We start from the raw sequence: 23,959 nt of genomic DNA on the forward strand, positions 1-23,959 counted from the left end.
ATTTCGACCGTGTTCTGGCGCGCCCTGCGCTCGTCCGGGCACAGGCTAATGGAGGCTCGATGAAATGAAGCTCAATCTCAACACCGACTTCACGAAATTCCCGCGCGCCGTCTCGGTGCTGACCGCCGGCAATACCGGAACCGGCGCGCCATCGGGCCGTGCGGTTCTGGCCCATGACGAACGGCATCTACGCCGCCGCGCCATCGAACTTGCCGACGGCAGCAAGGTGCTGGTCGACCTGCCCGAGCCTGTCGCTCTCAACGACGGCGACCGGCTGGTGCTGGAGGGTGGCGGCCATATCGAGATCATCGCGGCGCCGGAGGACGTCTATGACGTCCGCGCCCGGGACGCCGTGCATCTGACCGAACTTGCCTGGCATATCGGCAACCGTCACCTCGCGGCGGGTATCGAGGCGGACCGCATCGTCATCCTTCGCGATCATGTCATCAAGGCGATGCTGGAGGGGCTCGGCGCCACGGTGCGCGAGGTCTCCGAGCCGTTCAAGCCGGTGCGCGGCGCCTATTCAGCCCATGGTGGTGCCCATGGTCATGATCAAGGCCATCATCACGCGGAGGCGCATGCCCATAGCCACTCGGAGGCGCATTCGCACGCGCACGGCGAACAGCATTCCCATTCGCACAGCCATTCCCACGACGGTCACCACCACGACCATGACTGACCAGCCTTCCAACATCGCCCTGCTGCGGCTGATGGCGTGGCTGTCGCCGGCCTTTCCGGTCGGTGGCTTTGCCTACAGCCACGGTCTGGAGCGCGCGGTGCATGACGGGCTGGTTGCCGACGCCGCAACCCTCGCCGGATGGCTGGAAACGCTGGTCGAGATGGGTTCGGGCTGGAACGATGCCGTGCTGTTCGCCGAGGCCTGGCGCCGCGCCCGCAACGTCGGCGATCTCGTCGAAGTGGCCGCGCTCGCCGAGGCGCTCGCCGGTTCGCGCGAACGCCACACCGAGACCATGCTGCAAGGTACCGCCTTCATCAAGGCCGCATCGGCCTGGCGAAATCCCGTGCTGGAGCGCTTGCCGGCCGAATGCGCCTATTGCATCGCTGTCGGGACCATCGCCGGCGGCAATGGCATCGCGCTGCGGGACGCGCTGTCCGCCTTCCTGCAAGCCTTCTTCTCCAACCTTGTCCAGGCGGCGATCAGGTTGGGTGTCGTCGGCCAGTCGGAAGCAACAGTGCTGCTTGCGGGCTTCGAGCCGCTGGCCCTGGCAACCGCTGCCCGCGCCGCCAGTTCCTCGCTCGACGATCTCGGCGGCTGTGCCTTCGTCTCCGATGTCATGGCGATGAAGCACGAAACCCAATATTCGCGGCTGTTCCGCTCATGATCGCCCTCGCCTTCGTCCTTTCATTCGTCCTGCTGCTGATCACGACGCTGCATGTCTATTGGGGCATTGGCGGCATCTGGCCGGGCAGGGATGCCACGTCATGCGCCCATGCCGTCATCGGTTTTCGCGGCATCGATGAAATGCCGACGCCATCCGCCAGTTTCGCCGTTGCCGCCTGTCTCGCCCTGGCAACGTTGTGGCCTCTGGCGCTGATCGGCTTTTTCGCATCGCCCTTCCCGAGGGAAGGCCTCGCCGCCACCGCGCTGCTCATCGGGCTGGTGTTTCTCGGGCGCGGCATTGCCGGCTTCACGCCCTGGTGGCGCCGGCTGACCCCCGAGCAGCCCTTCGCGCGGCTCGATACCAGCTATTATTCGCCGCTGTGCCTGTTGATCGGGCTCGGCTTCGCAGTCCTTGCCATCACGGAGTTCCCGACATGACCCAAGCCAACGGTCCCCTTCGCATCGGTATTGGCGGCCCCGTCGGCTCGGGCAAGACGACGCTCACCGAAAAACTCTGCAAGGCGCTGCGCGATGAATTCTCCATCGCGGTCGTCACCAACGACATCTACACCAGGGAAGACGCCATGATGCTGGCGCGGCTGCAGGCGCTGCCGGAGGACCGCATCGTCGGTGTGGAAACTGGCGGCTGCCCGCACACCGCCATCCGCGAGGATGCCTCGATCAATCTGCAGGCGATCACCGAGCTCAACCGGAAGTTTCCCGATCTCGATATCATCTTCATCGAATCCGGTGGCGACAACCTTGCCGCCACCTTCTCGCCGGACCTTGCCGACCTGACACTCTACGTCATCTCGGTCTGCCAGGGCGAAGAAATCCCACGGAAAGGCGGACCGGCGATCACCCGCTCGGACTTCCTCATCATCAACAAGAGCGACCTGGCGCCCTATGTGAACGTCAACCTCGACGTGATGGAGAGCGACGCCGGCCGCATGCGCGGCAAGCGCCCGTTCGGCTTCACCGATCTGTCGCGCGGCAAAGGGCTGCAGGAGGTCATCGATTTCATCGTCGAGCATGGGGGACTGAGGGCCGGCACTGCCGCCAGCACCGCGGCCTGACCGGCAGCCGCCTCTTCCTGCACCAACCGAAACCCGTTGCGGGCGGACGTGGGTCGCGGCATTCTTGGCAAAACCGGAGGATCTTCGATGAGCATCGCCCGCCTGCAGAAGGAAACGCTGACCAACCTGCCCTTCTACGAGGAGCGCGTCGATCTCGCCTGCGCCTTCCGCTGGACGGCACGGCTCAACATGCATGAGGCGGTGGCCAACCATTTCTCGCTAGCGGTCAACGAGGACGGCACGCAATTCCTGATGAACCCCAACCAGGTGCATTTCTCGCGCATCAAGGCGAGCGACCTGTTGATGATCGACGCCAACGATCCCGACACGCTTACGGGGCCGAACGCGCCCGACCCGACCGCCTGGGGACTGCACGGCGCCATCCATCGCAATGTCCGCCATGCGCGCTGCGTCATGCATGTCCATTCCATCCACGCCACTGTACTGGCCTCGCTTGCCGATTCCCGCCTGCCGCCGATCGACCAGAATTCGGCGATGTTCTTCAACCGCCATGTCGTCGACGCCCATTATGGCGGGCTGGCCTTCGAGGAAGAGGGCGAACGTTGCTCGCAGCTTCTGACCGACCCCAAGGTCAAGGTGATGGTGATGGGCAATCACGGTGTGCTGGTTATCGGCGATACCGTTGCGGACGCCTTCAACCGCATGTTCTATTTCGAGCGCGCCGCCGAAACCTACATCAAGGCACTTTGGACCGGCCGGCCGCTGCGCACGCTGTCCGACGCGATCGCCGAGAAGACGGCCAGCGAAATGGACGACTATCCCGGCCAGGCCGAGCGCCACCTCAGCGAACTGAAGGCGATCCTCGACGAGCAGGAACCGGTCTACCGGAACTGAGCGTCTGAGAACTCAGAGCCCAAGCTCTCTGCGCAACTCCTCGGCGCTGTTGATGACGGCGGCGCCGGGCGGTCCTTCCATCGGCTTCTCCGGCCAGAAGATCGTCTTCATGCCCGCCGCCAGCCCTGCCAGGGCGCCCGGCCAGCTGTCGTCGATCGCCACGGCGTGCGCGGGATCGACATCGGCGAGATAGGCGGCGCGCAGGAAGGGTTCGGCGTGCGGCTTGCCTTCGCGCACGTCGTTGCGGCTGATCGTCTTCATGCCCGGATAGGTCAGCCCGACCATGCGCAGATTGGCATCGACGATCATCCGGTCCGAATTCGACACCACGGCTTGCGCCACGCCCTTTGCCCGCAACTCGTTGAAAACCTCGATCGCGCCGGGGCGCGGCTGCAAGCTTTCGACAAGCGGCAGATAGTGCTCGTATTTGTGGACGATCCATTCGTCGAAGGGCAGGTCCAGGCCGAACTCGTCGCGCATCATCTCGTAGACCGGCCAGGCGGCAACGCCGAGCACCCGCTCATGCAAATTATCAGGCGGTATCAGACCGGCATTGCGCATCGCCGCCACGAGGGCTGCCTCATGCAGCGGTTCGCTGTCGACCAGCGTGCCGTCCATGTCCCAGAAAACCGCTTTCGGTGTCATGCAGCGCTCCTTTTTTCGATCCCTTAAAGGGTTTGCGCCGGGAGATAAACCTTCGAGGCGGCAGAACGCGGCTCCGGCCGGCAACCGACGCCGGATTGCTTCTCCGACCAGACATTGGTGGATACAAAATCCGGGTTGGACAGACGCAGGCATTTGCCCTTTCGATTGACAATTGCACAGCAGGCAGTTCCCTGCGAAACTAGGCATGGACCGCCTCGATGACCGGCGGCCTCGGGGAGGCAGGACGTGAATACGCGGCAGGATGGCGGCAACAACAGGCTGGACGACGCGGCGCGCGCCGGGTGGCTTTACTATGTTGCCGGCAACACACAGGACCAGATCGCCGCGACGCTCGGCATATCGCGGCAGACCGCGCAGCGGCTGGTGTCGCTGGCGGTGTCGGAAGGGCTGATCAAGGTGCGCGTCGACCATCCGATCGCCAACTGCCTGGACCTCGCAGCCCGGCTCAAGTCGCGTTTCGCGCTCGACCTGGTCGAGGTGGTGCCGAGTGACCCGAATTCATCCTCCACCACCATCGGTATCGCCGAGGCGGCCGCCGCCGAGATCGAGCGCCGGCTGCGGTCACCGACGCCGATCGTCATGGGGATCGGCACCGGGCGCACGCTGAAGGCGGCGATCGAACAGCTGCCGCCGATGGAATGCCCGCAGCACAAGGTGGTTTCGTTGACCGGCAACATCTCGCCGGACGGCTCGGCCGCCTTCTACAACGTCATCTTCACCATGGCCGACAGGGTCAAGGCGCGCTCCTTTCCGATGCCGCTGCCGGTCATCGCCTCCTCGCCGCAGGAGCGCGAGATGCTGCTCAACCAGCCGATGATCCAGCCGACGCTGGCGCTGGCGGCCGAGGCCGACGTCACCTTCATCGGCATCGGCGACCTCGGCCCGAAGGCGCCGCTCTACGAGGACGGCTTCATTTCAGAAAGCGAGCTGAAAGCCCTGCAGAAGGCGGGAGGCATCGCCGAGATCGTCGGCTGGGTGTTCGATCGCGAAGGCCGCATGATCGAGGGCATCACCAATGACCGGGTGTCGTCGGCATCGCTGCCGTCGCGCGAGAAATCGCTGGTCATTGCGCTGGCCATGGGCGAGCGCAAGCTGCCGGGTATCCTGGCGGCCGTGAACCGCCGGCTGGTCAACGGGCTCATCACCGACGAGCGGACGGCAGCCGCGCTGCTGGCCAGCATCTGACTGGAACCCGCTGCGATCGATTTGCGATAAAGAGAGCAATGCTATCCGTGCCGCCCGAAAGGGTCGTTGCCATCGAGGAAACCGAGGTCGCGCTGCAGATGCGGCGACAGGTCCCTAATGTCGAGATGTGCCTTTTTTCTCACTGAAAACCAGCCGAATCCGTCCGCGAGCCACGAAATCCAGCGATGATCGGGGGCGGGAGTGCATTTTTGCTGTGCCATGGTCATGATCGTCAACCTTCGCTATCCTGGACCCGAATGACGGGTTGACGCTGAATGTCGGTCTTGCCGGCCGCCTTGGCCAATCGAACGTCGATAAGGACCCATAAGGAGGCTTTATGCCGGACCTCAGCTCGCGGCAGGTTTCGCAGCTCCCGCCGTTGCAGGCGATCCGGGTGTTCGAAGCGGTGGCGCGGCACCTTTCCTTCACCAAGGCGGCCGAGGAACTTGCCATGACGCAAGCGGCGGTCAGCTATCAGATCAAGGTGCTGGAGGAACGGGTCGGCGCGCCGCTTTTCCTGCGGCGGCCGCGCCAGATCGCACTCACCGAGGCCGGACAGCGCCTCGCGCCGGCGGTCAGCGAGGCCTTCGCCATTCTTGGCCAGGCCTATGCCGCGGCGCGCGGCGGCGCGGATGGCGTGCTGTGCGTCACCACCGTGCTGACCTTCGCCTCGAACTGGCTGGCACACCATCTGGGCTCGTTCCAGATCGCTCATCCTTCGCTCGCCGTGCGGCTCGAAACGTCGAGCCGGCTGACGGATTTCGCCCGCGAGGATGTCGACCTCGCCATCCGGTCGGGCGGCGGCAAGTGGCCGGGGCTGGAAGCCTACAAGCTTCTCGATGCCGATTTCACGCCGATGCTGAGCCCGAAGCTCGCGGCAAGCATCGGCGGCGTCAGGGAACCGGCGGACCTGTTACGGCTGCCGATCCTCGATCCCGGCGACGTCTGGTGGACGCAATGGTTCGAGGCTGCCGGCGTGCATTCGCACGATCTCGCCAAGCGGCCCGGCAGCAGCATGGGCGCACAGGCCTATGAGGCCAATGCGGCGATCGCCGGCCATGGCGTGGCCATCCTGACCCGGGCACTGTTCAAGGCGGAACTCGCCGACGGCCGCCTGATCCAGCCCTTCGACCTCGTCGGCGACGATGGCCACGCCTATTGGCTGGTCTATCCGGAGGCGCGGCGCAACGTGCCGAAGATCCGCGCCTTCCGCGACTGGCTGCTGGCCGAAATAGCCTGCTGACTGGCAAGGTGCATCGCTTCGAAGCGAAGTTCCGCGACGCGTCTTAATGCATGCCGTTCAAAATGCCGGTCGTTTTGGCCTCCGGATCCGATCGGGCTGCGCGACCTCTGAATTATGAGAGGCAGCAGCCACAGCCTGCCCGGCTATTTCCTCTACTCCATATCCGGCCAGCGTCGTGCTGCGCTGCAGCATCGAATCTGGCTTGACATAATATGGGACTTAATGAGTAATTGCTCACAGCCAAGGCAAATGCTCATCTTGGTCCATGGGAGGAATTTGATGAAACTTCGTACGCTCATCCTGGGCTTGTGCTCGACCAGCGCGCTGGCGTTCGCTGCGCACGCCGAATCCATCACCATCGCCACCGTCAACAATGCCGATATGGTCCGCATGCAGACGCTGACCGACGACTTCACCAAGGCGAACCCCGACATCACGCTCAATTGGGTGACGCTCGAAGAGAACGTGCTGCGCGAGCGTGTCACCACCGACATCGCCACGAAGGGCGGCCAGTACGACGTGATGACGATCGGCACCTATGAGGTTCCGATCTGGGCAAAGCAGAGCTGGCTGTTGCCGCTCGACAAGCTTGGCGACGACTACGACGCCAAGGACATCCTGCCGGCCATCGCCGGCGGCCTTTCGGTCGACGGCAAGCTCTATGCCGCGCCCTTCTACGGCGAGAGCTCGTTCGTCATGTACCGCAAGGACCTGATGGACAAGGCCGGGCTGAAGATGCCCGATGCGCCGACCTGGGACTTCATCAAGCAGGCCGCCGACAAGATGACCGACCGCGCCAATGGCGTGAACGGCGTGTGCCTGCGCGGCAAGGCCGGCTGGGGCGAAAACATGGCCTTCCTGACCGCCATGTCGAACTCCTTCGGCGCCCGCTGGTTCGACGAGAACTGGAAGCCGCAGTTCGACCAGCCGGAATGGAAGAACACGCTGCAGTTCTATGTCGACCTGATGAAGGCCGACGGCCCCGAGGGGGCGTCCTCCAACGGCTTCAACGAAAACCTGGCACTGTTCCAGCAGGGCAAGTGCGGCATGTGGATCGATGCCACGGTCGCAGCCTCCATGGTGTCCGACCCGAAGAGCTCCAAGGTCGCCGACAAGGTTGGCTATGCGCTGGCCCCGGACAATGGGCTGGGCAAGCGCGGCAACTGGTTGTGGGCATGGTCGCTGGCCATTCCGGCCGGTACGCAGAAGGGTGACGCAGCCCAGAAGTTCGTCGGCTGGGCGACCAGTAAGCATTACTCGGAGCTCGTCGCTTCCAAGCTGGGCTGGGCCAGCGCTCCTCCAGGAACGCGCACCTCGCTCTACGCCAATGCCGAGTACCAGAAGGCGGCTCCGTTCGCCAAGATGACGCTGGACTCCATCAACGCCGCCGACCCGACGCATCCGACCGTCAAGCCGGTGCCCTATGTCGGCGTGCAGTTCGTCGCCATCCCTGAATTCCAGGGCCTTGGCACCACTGTCGGCCAGCTGTTCTCGGCGGCTCTCGCCGGCCAGTCGAGCGTCGACGATGCCCTGAAGCAGGCCCAGGACGCCGCCACGGCGACAATGACCGAAGGCGGTTATATCAAGTAGGCTCCTCCCGGTGCCGAATGCCGGTCGCGCATCATGACCGGCAATGGCCGCCCGAGTCCCAGTTCGGGCGGCCATCTTCAAAATCCTGGAATTTCTGGCGCAACTCTAAAATCCAGCTGACCTTTGGAGGGTGACCGTCATGGCTACTCAGCAGACCCGTTCGCTTGCCCGTTTCATGATGGCGCCATCTGTCGTCCTGCTCCTGGTCTGGATGGTTGTCCCACTGGCGCTCACGCTGTGGTTCTCGTTCCAGCAGTACAATCCGCTCAATCCGATCCGCGACGGGTTCGTCGGCGTCTCCAACTACGCGCTGTTCTATTCCAATCCAGCCTTCCTGCAGTCGATCCTCAACACGCTCGTCCTGGTGATCAGCGTGCTGCTGATCACGGTGATCGGCGGCATCCTTTTGGCGCTGCTGATCGACCAGCCGATGTGGGGGCAAGGGATTGTGCGCATCCTCGTCATCTCGCCGTTCTTCGTCATGCCGCCGGTGGCCGCCTTGGTCTGGAAGAACATGATCATGCATCCGCAATACGGGGTGTTCGCCGATATAGCGCGGTTCTTCGGGGCGCAGCCGATCGACTGGTTCGGGCAGCATCCGATGACGGCGATCATCATCATCGTCGCCTGGCAATGGCTGCCTTTCGCGACCCTGATCCTGCTCACCGCCCTGCAGTCGCTCGACGGCGAGCAGAAGGAGGCCGCCGAGATGGACGGCGCCGGCTTCGTCAGCCGCTTCATCTATCTGACGCTGCCGCACATGTCGCGCGCGATCACCGTCGTCATCCTGATCCAGACGATCTTCCTTTTGTCGGTCTATGCCGAGATCCTGGTCACCACCAATGGCGGCCCGGGATATGCCTCCACCAACCTGCCATTCCTGGTCTACCAGAAGGCGTTGCTGGAATTCAAAATCGGCCAGGCATCCGCAGGCGGTGTGATCGCCGTCATTCTCGCCAACATTGTTGCCTTCTTCGCCATGCGCGCCGTCGGCAAGAACCTGGACAAGTAAGGGAGGATACGATGGCACGCTCAGTCACCACCCAGCACAAGACGATCGCGACCGTTGCGGCCTGGATTGTCGCCCTGCTGATCTTCTTCCCGATCCTCTATACGATCATCACCTCGTTCAAGTCCGAACAGGAGGCGATCCAGGGCTTCAACCTGATCCCATCGGGAACATTCGAGAGCTATACCGAGGTCCAGGCGCAGAGCGGCTACTTCAAATTCTTCTTCAACTCGGTGCTGCTCTCGGTCGGCTCGACCATCCTGGCCTTGCTGGTCGCCATTCCGGCGGCATGGTCGATGGCTTTCTCGCCGACCAAGCGGACCAAGGACATATTGATGTGGATGCTGTCCACCAAGATGATGCCGGCGGTCGCCGTGCTGTTCCCGATCTACCTGATCTTCCGCAATCTCGGACTGCTCGACAGCCGCATCGGCCTGATGGTCATGCTGATGCTGATCAACCTGCCGATCGTGGTGTGGATGCTCTACACCTACTTCCGCGAAATCCCCGGCGAGATCCTGGAAGCGGCACGCATGGACGGCGCATCGCTGTGGAACGAGATCGTCTATGTGCTGACCCCGATGGCGGTACCCGGCATTGCCTCGACCATGCTGCTCAACATCATCCTGGCCTGGAACGAGGCGTTCTGGACAATCCGGCTGACCACCACGGACGCTGCCCCGCTGACCGCCTTCATCAGTTCCTTCTCCAGTCCGCAAGGCCTGTTCTGGGCCAAGCTTTCGGCGGCCTCGACACTGGCCATCGCGCCGATCCTGATCATGGGCTGGTTCAGCCAGAAGCAGCTGGTGCGCGGCCTGACATTTGGCGCCGTCAAATAATGGCGGTGCGGTGAAGTAACGGAATTTGCCTGAAGCAACCGGCAGGAAAATAACCCCTCGGGGAGGAAACCATGGGAAACATCACGCTCAAGAACGTCTCCAAATCCTTTGGATCGACGTCCATCATCCCCGGCCTCGACCTGGTCATCGAGAATGGCGAGTTCGTCGTCTTCGTCGGTCCGTCCGGTTGCGGCAAGTCCACGCTGCTGCGGCTGATCGCCGGTCTCGAAGACACCAGCGGCGGCACCATCAACATCGATGGCCGTGATGTCACCGGCGAGGCGCCGGCCAAGCGCAAGCTCGCCATGGTGTTCCAGTCCTACGCGCTCTACCCGCATATGACGGTGGCCAAGAACATCGCCTTCCCGCTGAAGATGGCGGGCGAGGATCAGGCCACCATCGACAAGAAGGTGAAGGACGCGGCGCGCGTGCTCAACCTCACCAACTATCTCGAGCGCCGGCCGGGCCAGCTCTCGGGCGGCCAGCGCCAGCGCGTCGCGATCGGCCGCGCCATCGTGCGCCAGCCATCGGCCTTCCTGTTCGACGAACCGCTGTCCAACCTCGACGCCGCATTGCGCGGCACGATGCGGCTGGAGATCAGCGAACTGCATCATCAACTCAAGACCACGATGATCTATGTCACCCACGACCAGGTCGAAGCCATGACCATGGCCGACAAGATCGTGGTGCTCAACGCCGGCAACATCGAGCAGGTCGGCTCGCCGATGGAGCTCTACAAGACGCCGCGCAACCTGTTCGTCGCCGGCTTCATCGGCTCGCCGAAGATGAACCTCATCGAAGGCGCACCGGCGGCCAAGCATGGCGCCAAGACCGTCGGCATCCGTCCCGAGCACATGGAAATCTCGACCACGGCGGGCGAATGGAAGGCGACCGTCGGTGTCGCCGAGCATCTGGGATCGGACACGTTCCTGCATGTCCAGGCCGATGGCGTCGGGCCGCTGACGGTGCGCGCCGACGGCGAGCTGGCGGTTCATCACGGCGACACCATCTACCTCACGCCCGACAAGGCCAAGCTGCATCGCTTCGGTGCCGACGGAAAGGCAATGGTGCAGTGAGGTTGAACGGCAAATCGGCGCTGGTCACGGGTTCGGCCCGTGGCATCGGCAGGGCCTTCGCCGAAGCCTATGCGCGCGAAGGCGCTGTCGTGGCGATTGCCGACATCAACCTGGAAGCTGCCGAGAAGACAGCCGCCGAGATCGGTGCCAAAGCCTACGCCGTGAAACTCGATGTCACGGACCAAGCCTCCATCGACGCGGCGGTGAAGGCGGTCGAGACCAGGACCGGCGGCCTCGACATCCTGATCAACAACGCCGCTTTGTTCGACCTGGCGCCGATCGTCGAGATATCGCGGGCAAGCTACGAGAAACTGTTCTCCGTCAATGTCGCCGGCACGCTGTTCATGCTGCAGGCTGCGGCCCGCTCGATGATCGCGCGTGGCAAGGGCGGCAGGATCATCAACATGGCGAGCCAGGCCGGGCGGCGCGGCGAGGCCCTTGTCGGCGTCTATTGCGCCACCAAGGCCGCCGTCATCTCGCTGACCCAGTCGGCCGGGCTCGACCTGATCAAGCACCGCATCAACGTCAACGGCATCGCGCCCGGCGTCGTCGACAGCGATATGTGGGATCAGGTCGATGCGCTGTTCGCCAAATACGAGAACCGGCCCAAGGGCGAGAAGAAAAGACTGGTCGGCGAAGGCGTGCCTTACGGCCGCATGGGCCGACCGGAGGATCTGGCCGGCATGGCCGTGTTCCTGGCCAGCGACGACGCCGAATACATCGTCGCCCAGACCTACAATGTCGATGGCGGCCAGTGGATGAGTTGAGGGGGGACGGCCTCTTCTTCCCGTACCTCCGCGGGGAGAGGAGGCCGACAGTCCGGTGAGAGGCGAGCACTCGTGCCGATGGTGCGCCGCCCTCGCCTTTGCCCTTCCCGTAGAAGACGGGGAGAGGAGCGTAACGAAGGCCGGAGCCCGGCCAAAGGGTAAAGCAGATGACCGTGAAACTCTCTTCCTCCAATCTAGCCAGGCTTCCGGCCAACGTCGCCGGACCGAAATACGACCGTTCGAAGCTCAAGGCCGGCATCGTGCATTTCGGCGTCGGCAATTTCCATCGCTCGCATCAGGCCGTCTATCTCGACGATTTGTTCAATGCGGGCATCGGCCATGACTGGGCGCTGGTCGGCGCCGGCGTATTCGAGGGTGAGAAGATCGGCCGCGGCAAGCTGGAAGAGCAGGACTGGCTGACCACGGTGGTCGAGCAGGATGAAGGTCACATGAGCGCCCGCGTCACCGGCGCCATGATCGACTTCCTGATGCCGGGCGATGCGGCTGAAATCATCGAGAGGCTGGCCGACCCGGCGATCAAGATCGTTTCGCTGACCATCACCGAAGGCGGCTATTTCATCGATCCGGCGTCCGGCGTCTTCAACCCGGCCCATCCCGACATCGTCGCCGACGCGCAACCGGGCGCCACGCCGAAGACGGTGTTCGGCATCATCCTCGCCGGCCTGATGCGCCGCCGCGACGACGGCATCGTGCCGTTCACCGTGATGTCCTGCGACAACATCCCTCACAATGGCCACGTCACGTCGGATGGCGTCATCGGCCTGGCCCGCCTGATCGACGAGGATCTGGCGGCCTGGGTCGGCGAGCATGTCGCCTTCCCGAACGGCATGGTCGACCGCATCACGCCCGCCACCACCGATCGCGAGCGCGGCATCCTGGCCAAGGATTTTGGCGTCGAGGACAGCTGGCCGGTGTTCTGCGAGCCGTTCCGGCAGTGGGTGCTGGAAGACCATTTCACCGATGGCCGTCCGCCGCTGGAAAAGGTCGGCGTGCAATTCGTCAGGGATGTCGCGCCCTACGAGTTGATGAAGATCCGTATCCTCAATGGCGGCCACGCCACCATCGCCTATCCGGCCGGACTGATGGACATCCATTTCGTCCATGAGGCGATGCAGGAGCCGCTGGTGCGCGGCTTTCTCGACAAGCTCGAGCACGACGAGATCATTCCGACCGTGCCGCCGGTACCGGACACGGTGCTGGAAGACTACTACCAGCTCATCGAGAAGCGCTTCTCCAACCCGAAGATCGGCGACACGGTGCGCAGGCTCTGCCTCGATGGCTCCAACCGCCAGCCGAAATTCATCATCCCGACCATCGCCGACCGGCTGAAGGCCGGAAAGGGCGTCGCGGGTCTGGCGCTGGAATCGGCGCTTTGGTGCCGCTACTGCTTCGGCACGTCAGACAGCGGCGCCGTCATCGAGCCCAACGACCCGAGCTGGGACCGGATGCAGGCAACGGCCAAGGCGGCAAAGGACGCGCCCGCCGCCTGGCTTGCCATGGAGGACATCTATGGCGATGTCGGCCGCGCGACGGCGTTCGTCGAGGCCTTTGCCCATGCCCTCAAGATGCTGTGGGCGAACGGCGCGCGCGCCACGCTGACACGCTACATCGCCGGCAAGCTCTGAGAGCCATTCGACGCCATGACGCCTGAATTGGTCATTTTCGACTGCGATGGCGTGCTGGTCGACAGCGAGGCGCTCTCCGTTTCGGCGCTGCTCGGCATGATCGCACTGGCCGGCGGCAATGTCGGCGAGGACGCCGCCTACGAGCATTTTCTGGGCAAGAGCATGAAAAGCGTGCGCGAAATCCTCGGCCGCGACTTCGGCCTGGAGATCAGCGACCAGCACCTCACCGCCATGCGCGTCGACCTGATGCGAAAGTTTCGTGAAGAGCTGAAGCCGATCCCCGGCATCAGTGAGGTGCTGCCGAAGCTCGGCCTGCCGTTCTGCGTCGCCTCCTCCGGCACGCTGGAGCGAATCCGCTACGCGCTCGACGTCACCGGCCTGCTCGGGCTGTTGGAGCCGCATCTGTTCAGCGCCGCCATGGTGGCCAAGGGAAAGCCGGCGCCCGACCTTTTCCTGCATGCCGCCGCCAGCATGCGGGCGCATCCGCGCAAATGCCTGGTCATCGAGGACAGTCCGGCGGGCATCGCGGCAGCGCGGGCGGCGGGCATGCGCGTGTTTGCCTTCACCGGCGGCTCGCATGCCGGCAACCCCGCACTGAAAGCGCGGCTTGCGTCGAGTGAACCGGACTTTATATTCGCTGACATGCTGCAATTGCCCGATCTGATTGCAGGCCTGGGAGCGAGAGTTAGAGCATCTTGACGAAACAGTTTGTTTGCGCGGTCGATGTCGGCACCGGGAGCGCCCGCGCGGGCATTCTCGACACCAGTGGCAGCTTGCTTGGCCGCGCCGAGCGGCCGATCGCCATGCACCAGCCGAAGGCCGATCACGCCGAGCACGATTCGCGCGATATCTGGTCGGCCGTCTGCACCGCCGTGCGTGCGGCGCGCGAAAAGGCTGGCGTCGCCGCTGAGGATATTGTCGGCATCTCCTTTGACGCCACCTGTTCGCTGGTGGTGCGCGACCGGCAGGGCGATCAGCTCAGCGTTTCGACCACTGGCGACAAGCGTTGGGACACCATCGTCTGGCTCGACCACCGCGCCATCGCCGAAGCCGACGAATGCACGGCGAGCGGCCACGAGGTGCTCAACTATATTGGCGGCGTCATGTCGCCCGAAATGGCAACCCCGAAGCTTATGTGGCTGAAGCGCAACCTGCCGAGGACATGGAACGAAGCCGGCTATCTATTCGATCTCACTGACTTCCTGACCTGGCAAGCGGCGGGATCGCTCGCCCGATCGCAATGCACGCTGACAGCCAAGTGGACTTATCTGGCGCATGAGGAAACAGCCTGGCAGCGCGATTTCTTCGCGATCGTCGGCCTCGATGACCTCTTCGAGCACGGCAATCTGCCCGAGCGGGCGAGCCTCGTCGGCGGCTACATCGGCTCGCTGACGGCAAAAGCAGCAGACGAGCTCGGCCTCACCGAAAAATGCCGGGTCGGCGCCGGGGTCATCGATGCCTATGCCGGCGCGCTTGGCGTGCTCGGCGGCTTTGCCGGCGACGAGCAGAATATCGGCCGGCATCTGGCGCTGATCGCCGGCACATCCTCCTGCGTCATGGCGATGTCGCCCGACCCGCAGCCTTTCGCGGGCGTCTGGGGGCCTTACTACGGCGCGGCGCTGCCGAAGCTGTGGCTGTCGGAAGGCGGCCAGTCGGCCACCGGCGCGTTGCTCGACCACATCATCCGCTGGCATGGCGCCGGCGGCGAACCGGATGCAGCCATGCATGCCAGGATCGCCAAGCGTGTCGCCGAACTGCGCGCCGCCCAAGGTGACAATCTCGCGGCAAGGCTGCACGTGCTGCCGGACTTTCACGGCAACCGCTCGCCGCTCGCCGACCCACATGCCGTCGGCGTGGTCAGCGGACTGACGCTGGATTCCTCCTTCGACAGCCTGTGCAAGCTCTACTGGCGCACGGCCGTCGGCATCGCGCTCGGCGTGCGCCATGTGCTGGAGGCGCTGAACGAGAACGGCTATCTGATCGACACGCTGCATGTCACCGGCGGCCACACCAAGAACCCGCTCCTGATGGAGCTCTATGCCGACGCCACCGGCTGCACAGTGGTCGAGCCGCTGGCCGACGAGGCGGTGCTGCTCGGCACCGGCATGGTGGCGGCGACCGCGGCCGGGCTGTTCCCCGACCTCAACGCCGCCTGCCTCGCCATGCAGCAAGGCGGCAAGACGCGTGCGGCAAACCCGGCCGCCGGCGCCCGTTTCGATCGCGACTACCGGATCTTCCTCGAGATGCACCGGCAGCGGCAGGCGCTCGACGCGATCCGGTAGAACGCGCCCTACCGTGCCAGCAAGGACAGGCCGGATTTGGCATCGAACAGATGCATGTTCGATTCGTCGAACGTATAGCGGACATCGCTGCGGACAACGGGACAGGCGCGGCTTGATACCAGCGCGCTGATCTCCTTGCCGCCGAGAGCGAACGTCACCAGCGCATCATTGCCGTGGAATTCGATGAGATCGGCGGTTCCCGCCAGGACATTTTCGGAGCGGTCGGCTGCCGCGATCCTCAGATCGGGAGGCCGGATCCCAAGCACCGCCTGCTCGCCGTGCTGAAGCTTGAAGCGCGAGCCATCGACGGTGAAGACAGTCGCGCCATTGGTCAGCGTCCAGCCATTGCCTTTCCGGCCCACCGTCACATCGATGAAATTCATGTTCGGCGTTCCGATGAAGCCGGCAACGAACAGATTGCCCGGCCGCTCGTAGATTTCCGCTGGCGAGCCGATCTGCTCGATCCTGCCGTCGCGCAGCAGCACGATACGGTCGGCGAGCGTCATCGCCTCAAGTTGGTCGTGGGTGACGTAGACGGTGGTCGTGTTCAACGACTGGTGCAGCCTAGCGATCTCGACGCGCATGTGGTTGCGCAGCTTGGCATCGAGATTGGACAGCGGCTCGTCGAACAGGAACACCTTCGGCGTCTTGATCATGGCACGGGCGATGGCGACGCGCTGCTGCTGGCCGCCGGACAGTTCGGCGGGCTTGCGGCCGAGATAGGGGTCGAGACCCAGGGTCTTCGAGACCGCCTCGACGCGCTTCTGTATCTCGGCCTTCGGCACCTTCTGCCGCTTCAGGCCGAAGGCGATGTTGTCGAAGATCGTCATGTGCGGGTAGAGCGCGTAGTTCTGGAACACCATGGCGATGCCGCGATCGCCGGGATCGAGGTCGTTGACCACCTTGCCGCCGATCGAGACCTCGCCGCCGCTGATGTCCTCCAGGCCGGCCAGCATCCTGAGCAGGGTCGACTTGCCGCAACCGGACGGGCCGAGGAAGACGACGAACTCGTGATCCTCGATGGCGAGGTTCAGGTCGCGGATGACTGACGTGGCGCCGTAGGATTTGTCGACATGGGAACAGACGATCGCGGACATGGTCTGGTCAGGCCTTCTCGCTCGAAATCAGGATCTGCAGCTTGACGTCTTCCGGCTTGCCGGCCGCCGCCCGCTCGAACGCCGCGATGCTGTCGGAGAAATCATAGGTGCCGGTGATCAGCGGATTGAGGTCGACCTTGCCCGATGCGATGAGCTGCAAGGCGCGGTCGAAGATGTTGGCGTAGCGGAACACCGTCTCGATGCGTACTTCCTTCGATATGGCCGCCGGCACGTTGAGGGCCACCGGCTCCACCGGCAGCCCGACCAGGACCACCGCGCCGCCGGGGCGCACGACGTCGAACAAATTGGTGAACGCCTTTGGGCTGCCGCTGGCCTCGAAGACGATATCGGCTCCCCAATTGTCGGTCGCTGCCGCCACCGCATCGGCCAGCGACTGTTCGCCGATGTTGACCGGAACGATGCCGGGATAACGCGCCCCGATTTCGAGCTTGGGGGCGGAGAAGTCGGAAATCAGCACCTTCGAGCAACCGCCGGCGAGAGCCGCCAACGCGATCATGATGCCGATCGGGCCGCAGCCGACGACGACGGCGACGTCGCCCGGAACGATGCGTGCGCGGGCGGCCGCCTGCATGCCGATGGCGAAAGGTTCGACCATCGCGCCTTCGGCGAAGGAGACATTGTCCGGCAGCCTGTAGGTGAACGCCGCCGGATGGACGGCTTCAGGGGCGAGAATGCCATGCACCGGCGGCGTCGCCCAGAAAGTGACGTCCGGGTCGACATTGTAGATGCCGAGCTTTGTCGCGCGCGATGACAGGTTCGGCACGCCCGGCTCCATGCAGACGCGGTCGCCGACCTTCAGCGTCCTGACGTTGGCGCCGATTTCGATAATCGTTCCGGACGCTTCGTGGCCGAGCACCATGGGCGCGCGCACGACATAGCTGCCGATGGCGCCGTGGGTGTAGTAATGCACGTCGCTGCCGCAGACACCGACCGTGTGGATGGCGATCCTGACGTCGTCCGGCCCGACATCGAGCGGCAACGCGATCTCGCGCAAGGCCAGCTCACCCTTTTTCTCAAGCACCAGTGCCCGCATCGTATCGTCCTCGCTTCAAGTCTTTTTTTGCCGGAAAACGGAATTCAGGAAGCCGCTGAGCACGCCGAGAAACAAAAGCGGCGGCAGCGACAAAAGCACGACCGAGGCGTTGAGGATCCCCCACGGCACGTTCATGCCTTGCTGGGACAGTTCCGAAGCGACGATCGGCAAGGTCTTAGCGTTGGAGCTGGACAGCATCAGCGCGATCAGGAACTCGTTCCAGACCAGCACGAAGCTGAAGGCGACCGCGCCCGCCAGGGAGCGGGCAGCCACGGGCAGTGCGATCCGCCAGAACACCGAATAGGCGCCGTAGCCATCGACGAAGGCGGCTTCCTCGACCTCCTTCGGCACGGCCTGGAAGGCGGGGATGGCCAGCCACATGATCACCGAGATGGTGAGCAGCGAATAGGTGACGATCAGCGCCGCCAGCGTGTCATAAAGCCCGAGCTGAAGCCAGATCACCATCAGCGGGATGGCGACCGCCACCGGCGGCAGGAAGCGCAGCGACAGCACGAAGAACTGGATGTCGCCGGCCCAGCGGTTGGGATAGCGCGCGACGGCGTAGGCGGCCGGCAGGCCGAGCACCACGCCGATCAGCACCGCGACCCCGCAGGCGATGACCGAGTTGTAGAGACCGGTCATGACGCTGTCGCGGCCGATGATGTAGCTGATGTTGGCAAGGGTCGGCGTGAACACCAGGCGCGGGACGCGGGTGATGATGTCGACATTGTTCTTCAGCGAATTGAGAGCTGTCCACAGCAGCGGAAACACAGCCATGAAGCCGGCAAATGCCAGCACGGCCTTGCCGATGAGCCTACCCGGCCTCATGCCTGCACCCGCTTCCACAGCATGGTAAAGGTGATGACGGTGGCGATCATCATCAGCACGGCCATCGCCGAGGCGTAGGACACCTTGCCGGATTCGATGAAGCCTTGCGAGAAGGCGTACATGTCGAGGGTTTCGGTGGCCACGCCCGGGCCGCCGCGGGTCATGACATAGATCAGGTCGAAGGAGCGCAGTGATTCGATCATCTTGACGAACATCAGGCTGATCAGCGGCGCCTTGAGCATCGGCAAGGTCACATAGGCGTGGATCTGCCAGCGCCTGGCATGGTCAAGCCGCGCGGCCTCGATCGGCTGCGGCGGCAGCGTTTCCAGGAGCTTCAGGACGATGACGGCGAAGAACAGGCCCCATTGCCAGACATCGACCGAGGCGACGGCGAACAACCCCGTCGCCGGCTTGGAGAGTGGGTCGAAGATCAGCCCGCCGGTCAGCAGGCGATAAGGGTAGGTGGCGATGCCGTAGAGCGGGTGATAGGCGAACTTCCAGACGAAGGCCGCCGAAACGCGCGGCAGCAGCACCGGGATGATGAACAGCAGGCAGTAGACATTGCGCAGGCGTGGGCTGGCGACCTCGAACATCAGGACGCCGAGGCCAATGGCCACGGCCATCGTCGCGACAACGGTGACGAACTCCCATTTCACCGACACCCAGACGGCGTTGAGAAAGCGTCGGTCGGCGAACAGGTCGGCGAAATTCGAGAGCCAGACATAGGAATAGGCTGTCGAAGAGAGCTCGCGGTTCTGCAGGGCGATGACAATGGCATAGAGCGTCGGCACCATCGACAGGATCAAGAGAATGACGAGCGTCGGCACCACAAACGTGACCGGCAAGGAGGAGCGTCGCGGCATCTGTCTATCCCTGGCTGCGTCTCGAGCGATTGAGCATGGCTGGACCTTTTCGCGATGGCTGCTCGAACGGCAATGACGGGAACCCGCGGCGCACAGGTCCCGACATCCGCTTGAATGCCGTGGACCGTGCGCCGCGGGGGGAGGATGGCTTATTTCTTCACCAGATCGTTGGCATAGGCCTCGAGTTCGTTGAGGCCGCCCTTGATGTCGGTGCGGGTGCCGGTGACCAGTTCCTCGAGGATGATGCCCCAGCGGTCGCCGAGATCCGGCCAGCGCGGGTCCTGCCAGAAGTTGACCGCCGTGACCTTGCCGGTTTCGGCCAGCGCCTGTCCGAGATCGGCGCCGTAGATATCGGAGAATTCCTTGCTGGACAGGACGCTGGTGCGGTTCAGCTCACCGAACTGGTGGGCATCGAGCCGACGCTTCTCGTTTTCCTTCGAAGTCGCCCAGGCGATGAACAGGCCGGCGCATTTCTTCGAGGCATCGTCGGCATTGGCCTTCGCGGCGATGGCGAGGCCATGGCCATAGCCGCCGCCGGTGAGCGGCGATGGCGGCGGCAGGAAGCCGATCTTGCCGACCACTTGCGAGGTCTTCGGGTCGACCGCCATGCCGGACAGCGGCGTCGATTCGACGAGGATGGCGACCTGGCCCGACAGGAAGGCGCCGGTCGATTCATCCCAGCTGCCGGTCTGCGTGCCGGGCGCAGAATCCTTGAACAGCTTCAGATAGGTCTCGGTTGCCTTGACCGCCGCATCCGAATTGAAAGCCGGCTTGTCGCCGTCGAACCACTTGCCGCCATAGGCCTTGAAGAACGGCATCCAGCGCCAGACATTGGCGCCCGAGCCGCGTGCGCCGCGCAGCGCGATGCCGTACATGCCCTTGTCCGGATTGGTCAGCTTCGGCACATCGGCGATCAGCTCGTCCAGCGTCTTTGGCGGCTGGATGCCGGCGGCTTCAAGCACGTCCTTGCGGTAGACCATCAGGTCGCCGCCACCGGTCAGCGGCGCAAACCACACCTTGCCGTCATAGGTCGCGACCTTCTGGCGGCCAGGATCGAAGTCGGCGTAGTCATAGTCAGCCGGATAGTAATCGGTCAGCGGCACGATCCATTTCGAGGAGGCAAACAACGCGACGTTGGCTTCGTCGACATAATAGACATTGTAGTTGCCGACAGTAGACGCATCGGCACGCGATTTGGCCCGGCGGTCGTTCTCGTTCAGATAATCGATCTGGAAACCGGCGCCGGCTAGCTTCTCGAACTCGGCCTTGGAGTCCTCCAGAAGGGTCAGGCCATCACGTGGCTGAGCCAGCACCTTGACCGGCGCCGAGCAGACCGGTGCCTGCGCAAGCGCAAGGGTGGAAACGGTAGCGGAAAGCAAAAAAGCTGCGCCAAGGCTGGCAGCGAGCCGAACTGGTTTCATGGTCTTTCTCCTCCAGGAACACTTCGCAGGAAGCGCAAAGTCCTCGGTTCAGCGATCCTCACCATCGCCCGAGCGACATGCCACCCATCGCCAAAATGCGGAGTTGCGGCGCCTCGTGCTAGAAGCTCCGTTGCAGCAGACCGGTACTTTTATGCATTGTGCAGCGCAAAAAAGGGCACCCATCCAGGGCACCATTCACGTGAGTACCGATTGCACCTGAAATGGCGGTTTATGGGCGCATCGTCAGCCGCTGCCGCGACAGCTTGCGATAGGACGACGGTGTCATCTTGTGCTTGCGCATGAACGCACGGTTGAAGTTCGAGATGTTCATGTAGCCGACCTGGAAACAGATGTCGGTGATCGGAATATCGGTGTCGGCCAACAGCTTGCAGGCCTGCCACAGCCGGAGCTTGGCGAGGTGGTCGCTGAAGGAGTTGCCGGTGTTCTTCTGGAAGAAGCGCGAGAATGTGCTCTCGGTCATCCCCGCGAGTTCCGCCACTTCCGGCAGCTTCAGGTCCTCGGCGAAATGCTGGAAGAGATAGGTCAGCGCGCGCTGGATGATGTCCAGCGAAGCGGCATCCAGGACCGGCGAGAAATCCGGCGACGACAGCAGTTCGTATTCGTCGGTCCTGGCGAGGAGATCGACCAGTTCGAGGAACAGGCAGAGGCGGGCGAGCCCATGCACGGTTCCCATCCGCTCCATAAGCGCGGCGCCTTCCAGCGCGGTGCGGCCATGGAAGACCATGCCGCGCAGCGACCGCTCGAGGAACGGCTCCAGTTCGCGCAATTCAGGCAACAGACCGGCCGAGCCGCGCAACCTCTGCGCATCGAACTGCAGGACGATGTCGCGGCCCTCGATCAGTTCGCCCGGCTGCACCGCCGTGACCCAGTCGTGCGGCAGCCCGCCGCCGACGATGGTCAGGTAACCCGGCCCGAACTCGCCGATATGATCGCCGACCAGGACCACGCCGGAGGATTTCCGCAGCAGGTGGATTTCGTATTCCGGATGGAAGTTCCAGACATTGCGCTCCCACGGATAGTCGTCCAGCCGCCACAGGAAACTGTCGCTCGCCTCGGTGACGATATGTTCGAAGGCCGGCGCCGTGCGCAGCGTCGCAACCGGGTTCCTCCTGCGTTTGAACGGCATGCTGCCTCCTAGTTATCTACCTATCGCGGTAGTGCCGCTTGCGATCAGCTCAGACGATGAGGCGAATTCGACGAAGAAATGTTTTTAAGGCCGCGTCGTCAGTTGCGGCTCGGTGAACTCCAGCCATGGATATCTTCCTGGAGACCTGCAGGCTGGTCATCGGCTTTTTGTAGTCTGGCCAAACTTCCAGTAACGCGGTTAGTGCGAGAGTTGGCGTAGCAGGGCGGTGATTATGGTATCCTTCAAAGTGTCGTAACAAAAAAGCTTCGTGGCAGGGTTGCTGCCATACAATGGAGATGCCGCAACTGGCGGCCAGCGTCTCGACCTGTTGGGGTCTCTGGTGATCATTTTCGATTTGATCCGAATCCATTAAAATCGTTTTGAACCTAAATTCGGCTCGACGATTACTGCGGCGCTTCACTTCCTGCTCGGCTCGCTTGATGCGAGCAACTGGATCACCCGCGCCAGGGTTGAGATTCACCACCTCGATATGAAATGGCAGGTTCGACTCTCTGACTATGGTATTTAAGAACTGGCCGTAGGCTTGTTCGGACTCCCCTTCGCAGCCGAGAAAAATCGGAATGCGAGGCGGTATGATTGTCCCGCGCCGCCTCATCCGATTTGCGGAACCGCCCCATATGTTCCACTAAGGTACTTCTTGTAGAGGTTGTCGCTCCTCCTGACAGCCTGCACGTCCATCAAGCTATAGATTCGCGATATTCCCAAGCGGTCCTTCTCGCAAAAAACGATCTCTTCCTTGGTCAGATCATCAAGCAGGGAAACTGAATGGCACGACGCCCATAGCTGAGCCGCATAAGGGTTCCTCTCCTTGTCGTAGAACCACCGCACGATCTCGGGCAAGATCAATGGGTGGATAGAAAGATCGAGTTCATCGACGATCGCGATCCCCCCTTTCTGCAATGCAAGCTGCAAGAGGGGGAAAATCTTGATGAAGGATCTGGTGCCTTGGCTCTCCAATTGCCATGGCATATTCACATGCAGGCCTTCATGTTTGAATAGAGCGGTAGGTCCGGTCGCTGTCTGCACTATCTGCATCTGCTCTACGCCGACGTCAATGCGTTGAAGCTCCCGATTGAGAGCTTCAACAGCGGACGGGTTCTGAGCTAGAAATTGCACTACGTCCCGATCAGTAAAGTCGATATGATCAGTCCAGATATTCCTGAAAACGGCCTCAGCAGCCTGCAAAAGTACCTTCGAAGGTTCGTGTTCAAACAATGCAAGTGTGGCAACGACGCTTGCATCCGGCCTAACTTTATCGATCACTTGGCTGAACCCGGAAAGAGCGAATGCCCGTGACCCCTGGATAGTTTTGTCGCTCTCGCGTTCAAAAACCTTCAGCCATTTCCCCTGTCCATTCCGCTTTTGGCGAAGCACTTCGCGCGTAACGGTCCGAATTTCACCATTCTTCGGCAATAGCTCAAGTTCATAGCGATACGTTCCAAAATCGCTATTGTCATGCGTAACAGCGTTCTGCGCTGCAAACGACAAATCCATCAATCCGCCTGCCTCGATCGCGAGGCGGATTGGTCTATTGGCAGATTCTTCATCGTTAAAGCGCTCACATGGCAAAGCGCCTTTGTTTTGAAAACTCTCCCTCAAAAACCAAGGAATGAAGGCCAGCGCTTTCAGTACAGAAGATTTGCCTGAGCCATTCGCTCCGAAAAGCGCCACCACTTTGGGGGCTCTTTCATCTGCTCCTGGAAAAATTGGAGCGAACCGCTCCGGGTAGTCAGGCACATTCTTCGGTATCCGAAGATCGAGCACCTGTAAGTCCCGCACGGAATAAAAATTCTCAATCTCAAGCCGATACAGCATAGCGCACAAGATAAGACCTTACAGCCGAACTTCAACAAAAAAATGTCAAACTGAAGAGTAGGCTCACAAAGATGGGCGATATGGGTGAGAATTTCACACAATGGGTATGATGCAAGACGACACCCAAATCTCCCCAC

General features: G+C 62.7%; 25 protein-coding genes. 15 read left to right on the plus strand and 10 right to left on the minus strand.

Going from position 1 to position 23,959, the window contains the following annotated elements; all coding sequences use genetic code 11:
• The first annotated feature begins 64 nt into the window (after window positions 1-64).
• The 5 genes from ureE (at window position 65) to LB577_RS27145 (ending at window position 3,273) form a co-directional block, all read left to right on the plus strand.
• Window positions 65-679, plus strand: coding sequence for an urease accessory protein UreE (gene ureE, locus LB577_RS27125; protein WP_224689648.1), 615 nt, complete (start codon window positions 65-67; stop codon window positions 677-679).
• Entirely contained in the window at window positions 672-1,343 is a 672-nt protein-coding gene (locus LB577_RS27130; RefSeq protein WP_224689649.1) for an urease accessory protein UreF, read from the plus strand. Before ureE ends, LB577_RS27130 begins: the two co-directional genes overlap by 8 nt.
• A complete protein-coding gene (locus LB577_RS27135; RefSeq protein ID WP_224689650.1) occupies window positions 1,340-1,780 on the plus strand; it encodes a DUF3995 domain-containing protein in 441 nt (146 codons plus the stop codon). The genes LB577_RS27130 and LB577_RS27135 overlap by 4 nt, the downstream gene beginning before the upstream one ends.
• Window positions 1,777-2,418, plus strand: a complete 642-nt coding sequence (gene ureG / locus LB577_RS27140; RefSeq protein WP_224689651.1) for an urease accessory protein UreG — start codon at window positions 1,777-1,779, stop codon at window positions 2,416-2,418. Before LB577_RS27135 ends, ureG begins: the two co-directional genes overlap by 4 nt.
• Window positions 2,419-2,505: 87 nt before the next feature.
• Window positions 2,506-3,273, plus strand: a complete 768-nt coding sequence (locus LB577_RS27145; protein ID WP_224689652.1) for a class II aldolase and adducin N-terminal domain-containing protein — start codon at window positions 2,506-2,508, stop codon at window positions 3,271-3,273.
• 12 nt (window positions 3,274-3,285) lie between these two features.
• On the opposite strand, the gene LB577_RS27150 is transcribed toward LB577_RS27145, so the two are convergent.
• Window positions 3,286-3,918, minus strand: coding sequence for an HAD family hydrolase (locus LB577_RS27150; RefSeq protein WP_224689653.1), 633 nt, complete (start codon window positions 3,916-3,918; stop codon window positions 3,286-3,288).
• A 246-nt stretch (window positions 3,919-4,164) separates the two neighbouring features.
• Between LB577_RS27150 and LB577_RS27155 the strand changes: the two genes are divergently transcribed.
• Entirely contained in the window at window positions 4,165-5,124 is a 960-nt protein-coding gene (locus LB577_RS27155; RefSeq protein WP_013891797.1) for a sugar-binding transcriptional regulator, read from the plus strand.
• 41 nt (window positions 5,125-5,165) lie between these two features.
• Here LB577_RS27155 and LB577_RS27160 read toward each other — a convergent pair whose 3' ends face one another.
• Window positions 5,166-5,351: a hypothetical protein gene (locus LB577_RS27160; protein WP_023765518.1), complete on the minus strand. Its 186-nt coding sequence runs from the start codon at window positions 5,349-5,351 to the stop codon at window positions 5,166-5,168.
• A 110-nt stretch (window positions 5,352-5,461) separates the two neighbouring features.
• Between LB577_RS27160 and gcvA the strand changes: the two genes are divergently transcribed.
• The 9 genes from gcvA (at window position 5,462) to LB577_RS27205 (ending at window position 15,576) form a co-directional block, all read left to right on the plus strand.
• The gene (gcvA, locus tag LB577_RS27165; protein WP_023765517.1) at window positions 5,462-6,367 is read left to right on the plus strand and encodes a transcriptional regulator GcvA; all 906 of its coding nucleotides are present in this window, start codon (window positions 5,462-5,464) and stop codon (window positions 6,365-6,367) included.
• Between the two features lie 279 nt (window positions 6,368-6,646).
• Complete coding sequence (locus LB577_RS27170; RefSeq protein WP_224689654.1) at window positions 6,647-7,957, plus strand: ABC transporter substrate-binding protein; 1,311 nt, start codon at window positions 6,647-6,649, stop codon at window positions 7,955-7,957.
• A gap of 139 nt (window positions 7,958-8,096) precedes the next feature.
• Window positions 8,097-8,969 (plus strand): carbohydrate ABC transporter permease, encoded by an 873-nt coding sequence (locus tag LB577_RS27175; RefSeq protein ID WP_224689655.1) that lies wholly within the window; start codon window positions 8,097-8,099, stop codon window positions 8,967-8,969.
• A gap of 11 nt (window positions 8,970-8,980) precedes the next feature.
• Entirely contained in the window at window positions 8,981-9,805 is an 825-nt protein-coding gene (locus LB577_RS27180) for a carbohydrate ABC transporter permease (protein ID WP_013891802.1), read from the plus strand.
• Window positions 9,806-9,876: 71 nt separating this feature from the next.
• Window positions 9,877-10,881 (plus strand): ABC transporter ATP-binding protein, encoded by a 1,005-nt coding sequence (locus LB577_RS27185; protein ID WP_023765515.1) that lies wholly within the window; start codon window positions 9,877-9,879, stop codon window positions 10,879-10,881.
• Entirely contained in the window at window positions 10,878-11,648 is a 771-nt protein-coding gene (locus LB577_RS27190; protein WP_224689656.1) for an L-iditol 2-dehydrogenase, read from the plus strand. The genes LB577_RS27185 and LB577_RS27190 overlap by 4 nt, the downstream gene beginning before the upstream one ends.
• A gap of 167 nt (window positions 11,649-11,815) precedes the next feature.
• A complete protein-coding gene (locus tag LB577_RS27195; RefSeq protein ID WP_224689657.1) occupies window positions 11,816-13,294 on the plus strand; it encodes a mannitol dehydrogenase family protein in 1,479 nt (492 codons plus the stop codon).
• Between the two features lie 15 nt (window positions 13,295-13,309).
• Window positions 13,310-13,993 (plus strand): HAD family hydrolase, encoded by a 684-nt coding sequence (locus LB577_RS27200; RefSeq protein ID WP_013891806.1) that lies wholly within the window; start codon window positions 13,310-13,312, stop codon window positions 13,991-13,993.
• The gene (locus LB577_RS27205) at window positions 13,990-15,576 is read left to right on the plus strand and encodes an FGGY-family carbohydrate kinase (protein WP_224689658.1); all 1,587 of its coding nucleotides are present in this window, start codon (window positions 13,990-13,992) and stop codon (window positions 15,574-15,576) included. The genes LB577_RS27200 and LB577_RS27205 overlap by 4 nt, the downstream gene beginning before the upstream one ends.
• Before the next feature lie 8 nt (window positions 15,577-15,584).
• Here the strand turns inward: LB577_RS27205 and LB577_RS27210 are convergent, their stop codons facing one another.
• The 8 genes from LB577_RS27210 to LB577_RS27245 form a co-directional block, all read right to left on the minus strand.
• A complete protein-coding gene (locus LB577_RS27210) occupies window positions 15,585-16,673 on the minus strand; it encodes an ABC transporter ATP-binding protein (protein WP_224689659.1) in 1,089 nt (362 codons plus the stop codon).
• Window positions 16,674-16,680: 7 nt separating this feature from the next.
• Window positions 16,681-17,727 (minus strand): NAD(P)-dependent alcohol dehydrogenase, encoded by a 1,047-nt coding sequence (locus LB577_RS27215; RefSeq protein WP_224689660.1) that lies wholly within the window; start codon window positions 17,725-17,727, stop codon window positions 16,681-16,683.
• A 15-nt stretch (window positions 17,728-17,742) separates the two neighbouring features.
• The gene (locus LB577_RS27220) at window positions 17,743-18,555 is read right to left on the minus strand and encodes a carbohydrate ABC transporter permease (protein ID WP_023765510.1); all 813 of its coding nucleotides are present in this window, start codon (window positions 18,553-18,555) and stop codon (window positions 17,743-17,745) included.
• A complete protein-coding gene (locus LB577_RS27225; protein WP_224689661.1) occupies window positions 18,552-19,418 on the minus strand; it encodes a carbohydrate ABC transporter permease in 867 nt (288 codons plus the stop codon). The genes LB577_RS27220 and LB577_RS27225 overlap by 4 nt, the downstream gene beginning before the upstream one ends.
• A 149-nt stretch (window positions 19,419-19,567) precedes the next feature.
• Window positions 19,568-20,839 (minus strand): ABC transporter substrate-binding protein, encoded by a 1,272-nt coding sequence (locus LB577_RS27230; protein WP_224689662.1) that lies wholly within the window; start codon window positions 20,837-20,839, stop codon window positions 19,568-19,570.
• Window positions 20,840-21,068: 229 nt separating this feature from the next.
• A complete protein-coding gene (locus LB577_RS27235) occupies window positions 21,069-21,986 on the minus strand; it encodes an AraC family transcriptional regulator (protein ID WP_224689663.1) in 918 nt (305 codons plus the stop codon).
• A 49-nt stretch (window positions 21,987-22,035) separates the two neighbouring features.
• Entirely contained in the window at window positions 22,036-22,602 is a 567-nt protein-coding gene (locus LB577_RS27240) for an RloB domain-containing protein (RefSeq protein ID WP_224689664.1), read from the minus strand.
• Window positions 22,599-23,822, minus strand: coding sequence for an AAA family ATPase (locus LB577_RS27245; RefSeq protein WP_224689675.1), 1,224 nt, complete (start codon window positions 23,820-23,822; stop codon window positions 22,599-22,601). The genes LB577_RS27240 and LB577_RS27245 overlap by 4 nt, the downstream gene beginning before the upstream one ends.
• Window positions 23,823-23,959: the final 137 nt, after the last annotated feature.

It is taken from the genome of Mesorhizobium sp. B283B1A, assembly GCF_020165735.1.
Classification (GTDB): domain Bacteria; phylum Pseudomonadota; class Alphaproteobacteria; order Rhizobiales; family Rhizobiaceae; genus Mesorhizobium; species Mesorhizobium opportunistum.

Coding starts and splice junctions, on each gene's coding strand:
- LB577_RS27180 (WP_013891802.1), top strand. CDS start 8,981: ATGGCACGCTCAGTCACCACCCAGCACAAGACGATCGCGACCGTTGCG.
- LB577_RS27235 (WP_224689663.1), bottom strand. CDS start 21,986: ATGCCGTTCAAACGCAGGAGGAACCCGGTTGCGACGCTGCGCACGGCG.
- LB577_RS27130 (WP_224689649.1), top strand. CDS start 672: ATGACTGACCAGCCTTCCAACATCGCCCTGCTGCGGCTGATGGCGTGG.
- LB577_RS27240 (WP_224689664.1), bottom strand. CDS start 22,602: ATGAGGCGGCGCGGGACAATCATACCGCCTCGCATTCCGATTTTTCTC.
- LB577_RS27145 (WP_224689652.1), top strand. CDS start 2,506: ATGAGCATCGCCCGCCTGCAGAAGGAAACGCTGACCAACCTGCCCTTC.
- LB577_RS27230 (WP_224689662.1), bottom strand. CDS start 20,839: ATGAAACCAGTTCGGCTCGCTGCCAGCCTTGGCGCAGCTTTTTTGCTT.
- LB577_RS27150 (WP_224689653.1), bottom strand. CDS start 3,918: ATGACACCGAAAGCGGTTTTCTGGGACATGGACGGCACGCTGGTCGAC.
- LB577_RS27175 (WP_224689655.1), top strand. CDS start 8,097: ATGGCTACTCAGCAGACCCGTTCGCTTGCCCGTTTCATGATGGCGCCA.
- LB577_RS27225 (WP_224689661.1), bottom strand. CDS start 19,418: ATGCCGCGACGCTCCTCCTTGCCGGTCACGTTTGTGGTGCCGACGCTC.
- LB577_RS27170 (WP_224689654.1), top strand. CDS start 6,647: ATGAAACTTCGTACGCTCATCCTGGGCTTGTGCTCGACCAGCGCGCTG.
- LB577_RS27135 (WP_224689650.1), top strand. CDS start 1,340: ATGATCGCCCTCGCCTTCGTCCTTTCATTCGTCCTGCTGCTGATCACG.
- ureG (WP_224689651.1), top strand. CDS start 1,777: ATGACCCAAGCCAACGGTCCCCTTCGCATCGGTATTGGCGGCCCCGTC.
- LB577_RS27160 (WP_023765518.1), bottom strand. CDS start 5,351: ATGACCATGGCACAGCAAAAATGCACTCCCGCCCCCGATCATCGCTGG.
- LB577_RS27195 (WP_224689657.1), top strand. CDS start 11,816: ATGACCGTGAAACTCTCTTCCTCCAATCTAGCCAGGCTTCCGGCCAAC.
- LB577_RS27210 (WP_224689659.1), bottom strand. CDS start 16,673: ATGTCCGCGATCGTCTGTTCCCATGTCGACAAATCCTACGGCGCCACG.
- LB577_RS27185 (WP_023765515.1), top strand. CDS start 9,877: ATGGGAAACATCACGCTCAAGAACGTCTCCAAATCCTTTGGATCGACG.
- LB577_RS27215 (WP_224689660.1), bottom strand. CDS start 17,727: ATGCGGGCACTGGTGCTTGAGAAAAAGGGTGAGCTGGCCTTGCGCGAG.
- gcvA (WP_023765517.1), top strand. CDS start 5,462: ATGCCGGACCTCAGCTCGCGGCAGGTTTCGCAGCTCCCGCCGTTGCAG.
- LB577_RS27220 (WP_023765510.1), bottom strand. CDS start 18,555: ATGAGGCCGGGTAGGCTCATCGGCAAGGCCGTGCTGGCATTTGCCGGC.
- LB577_RS27245 (WP_224689675.1), bottom strand. CDS start 23,822: ATGCTGTATCGGCTTGAGATTGAGAATTTTTATTCCGTGCGGGACTTA.
- LB577_RS27200 (WP_013891806.1), top strand. CDS start 13,310: ATGACGCCTGAATTGGTCATTTTCGACTGCGATGGCGTGCTGGTCGAC.
- ureE (WP_224689648.1), top strand. CDS start 65: ATGAAGCTCAATCTCAACACCGACTTCACGAAATTCCCGCGCGCCGTC.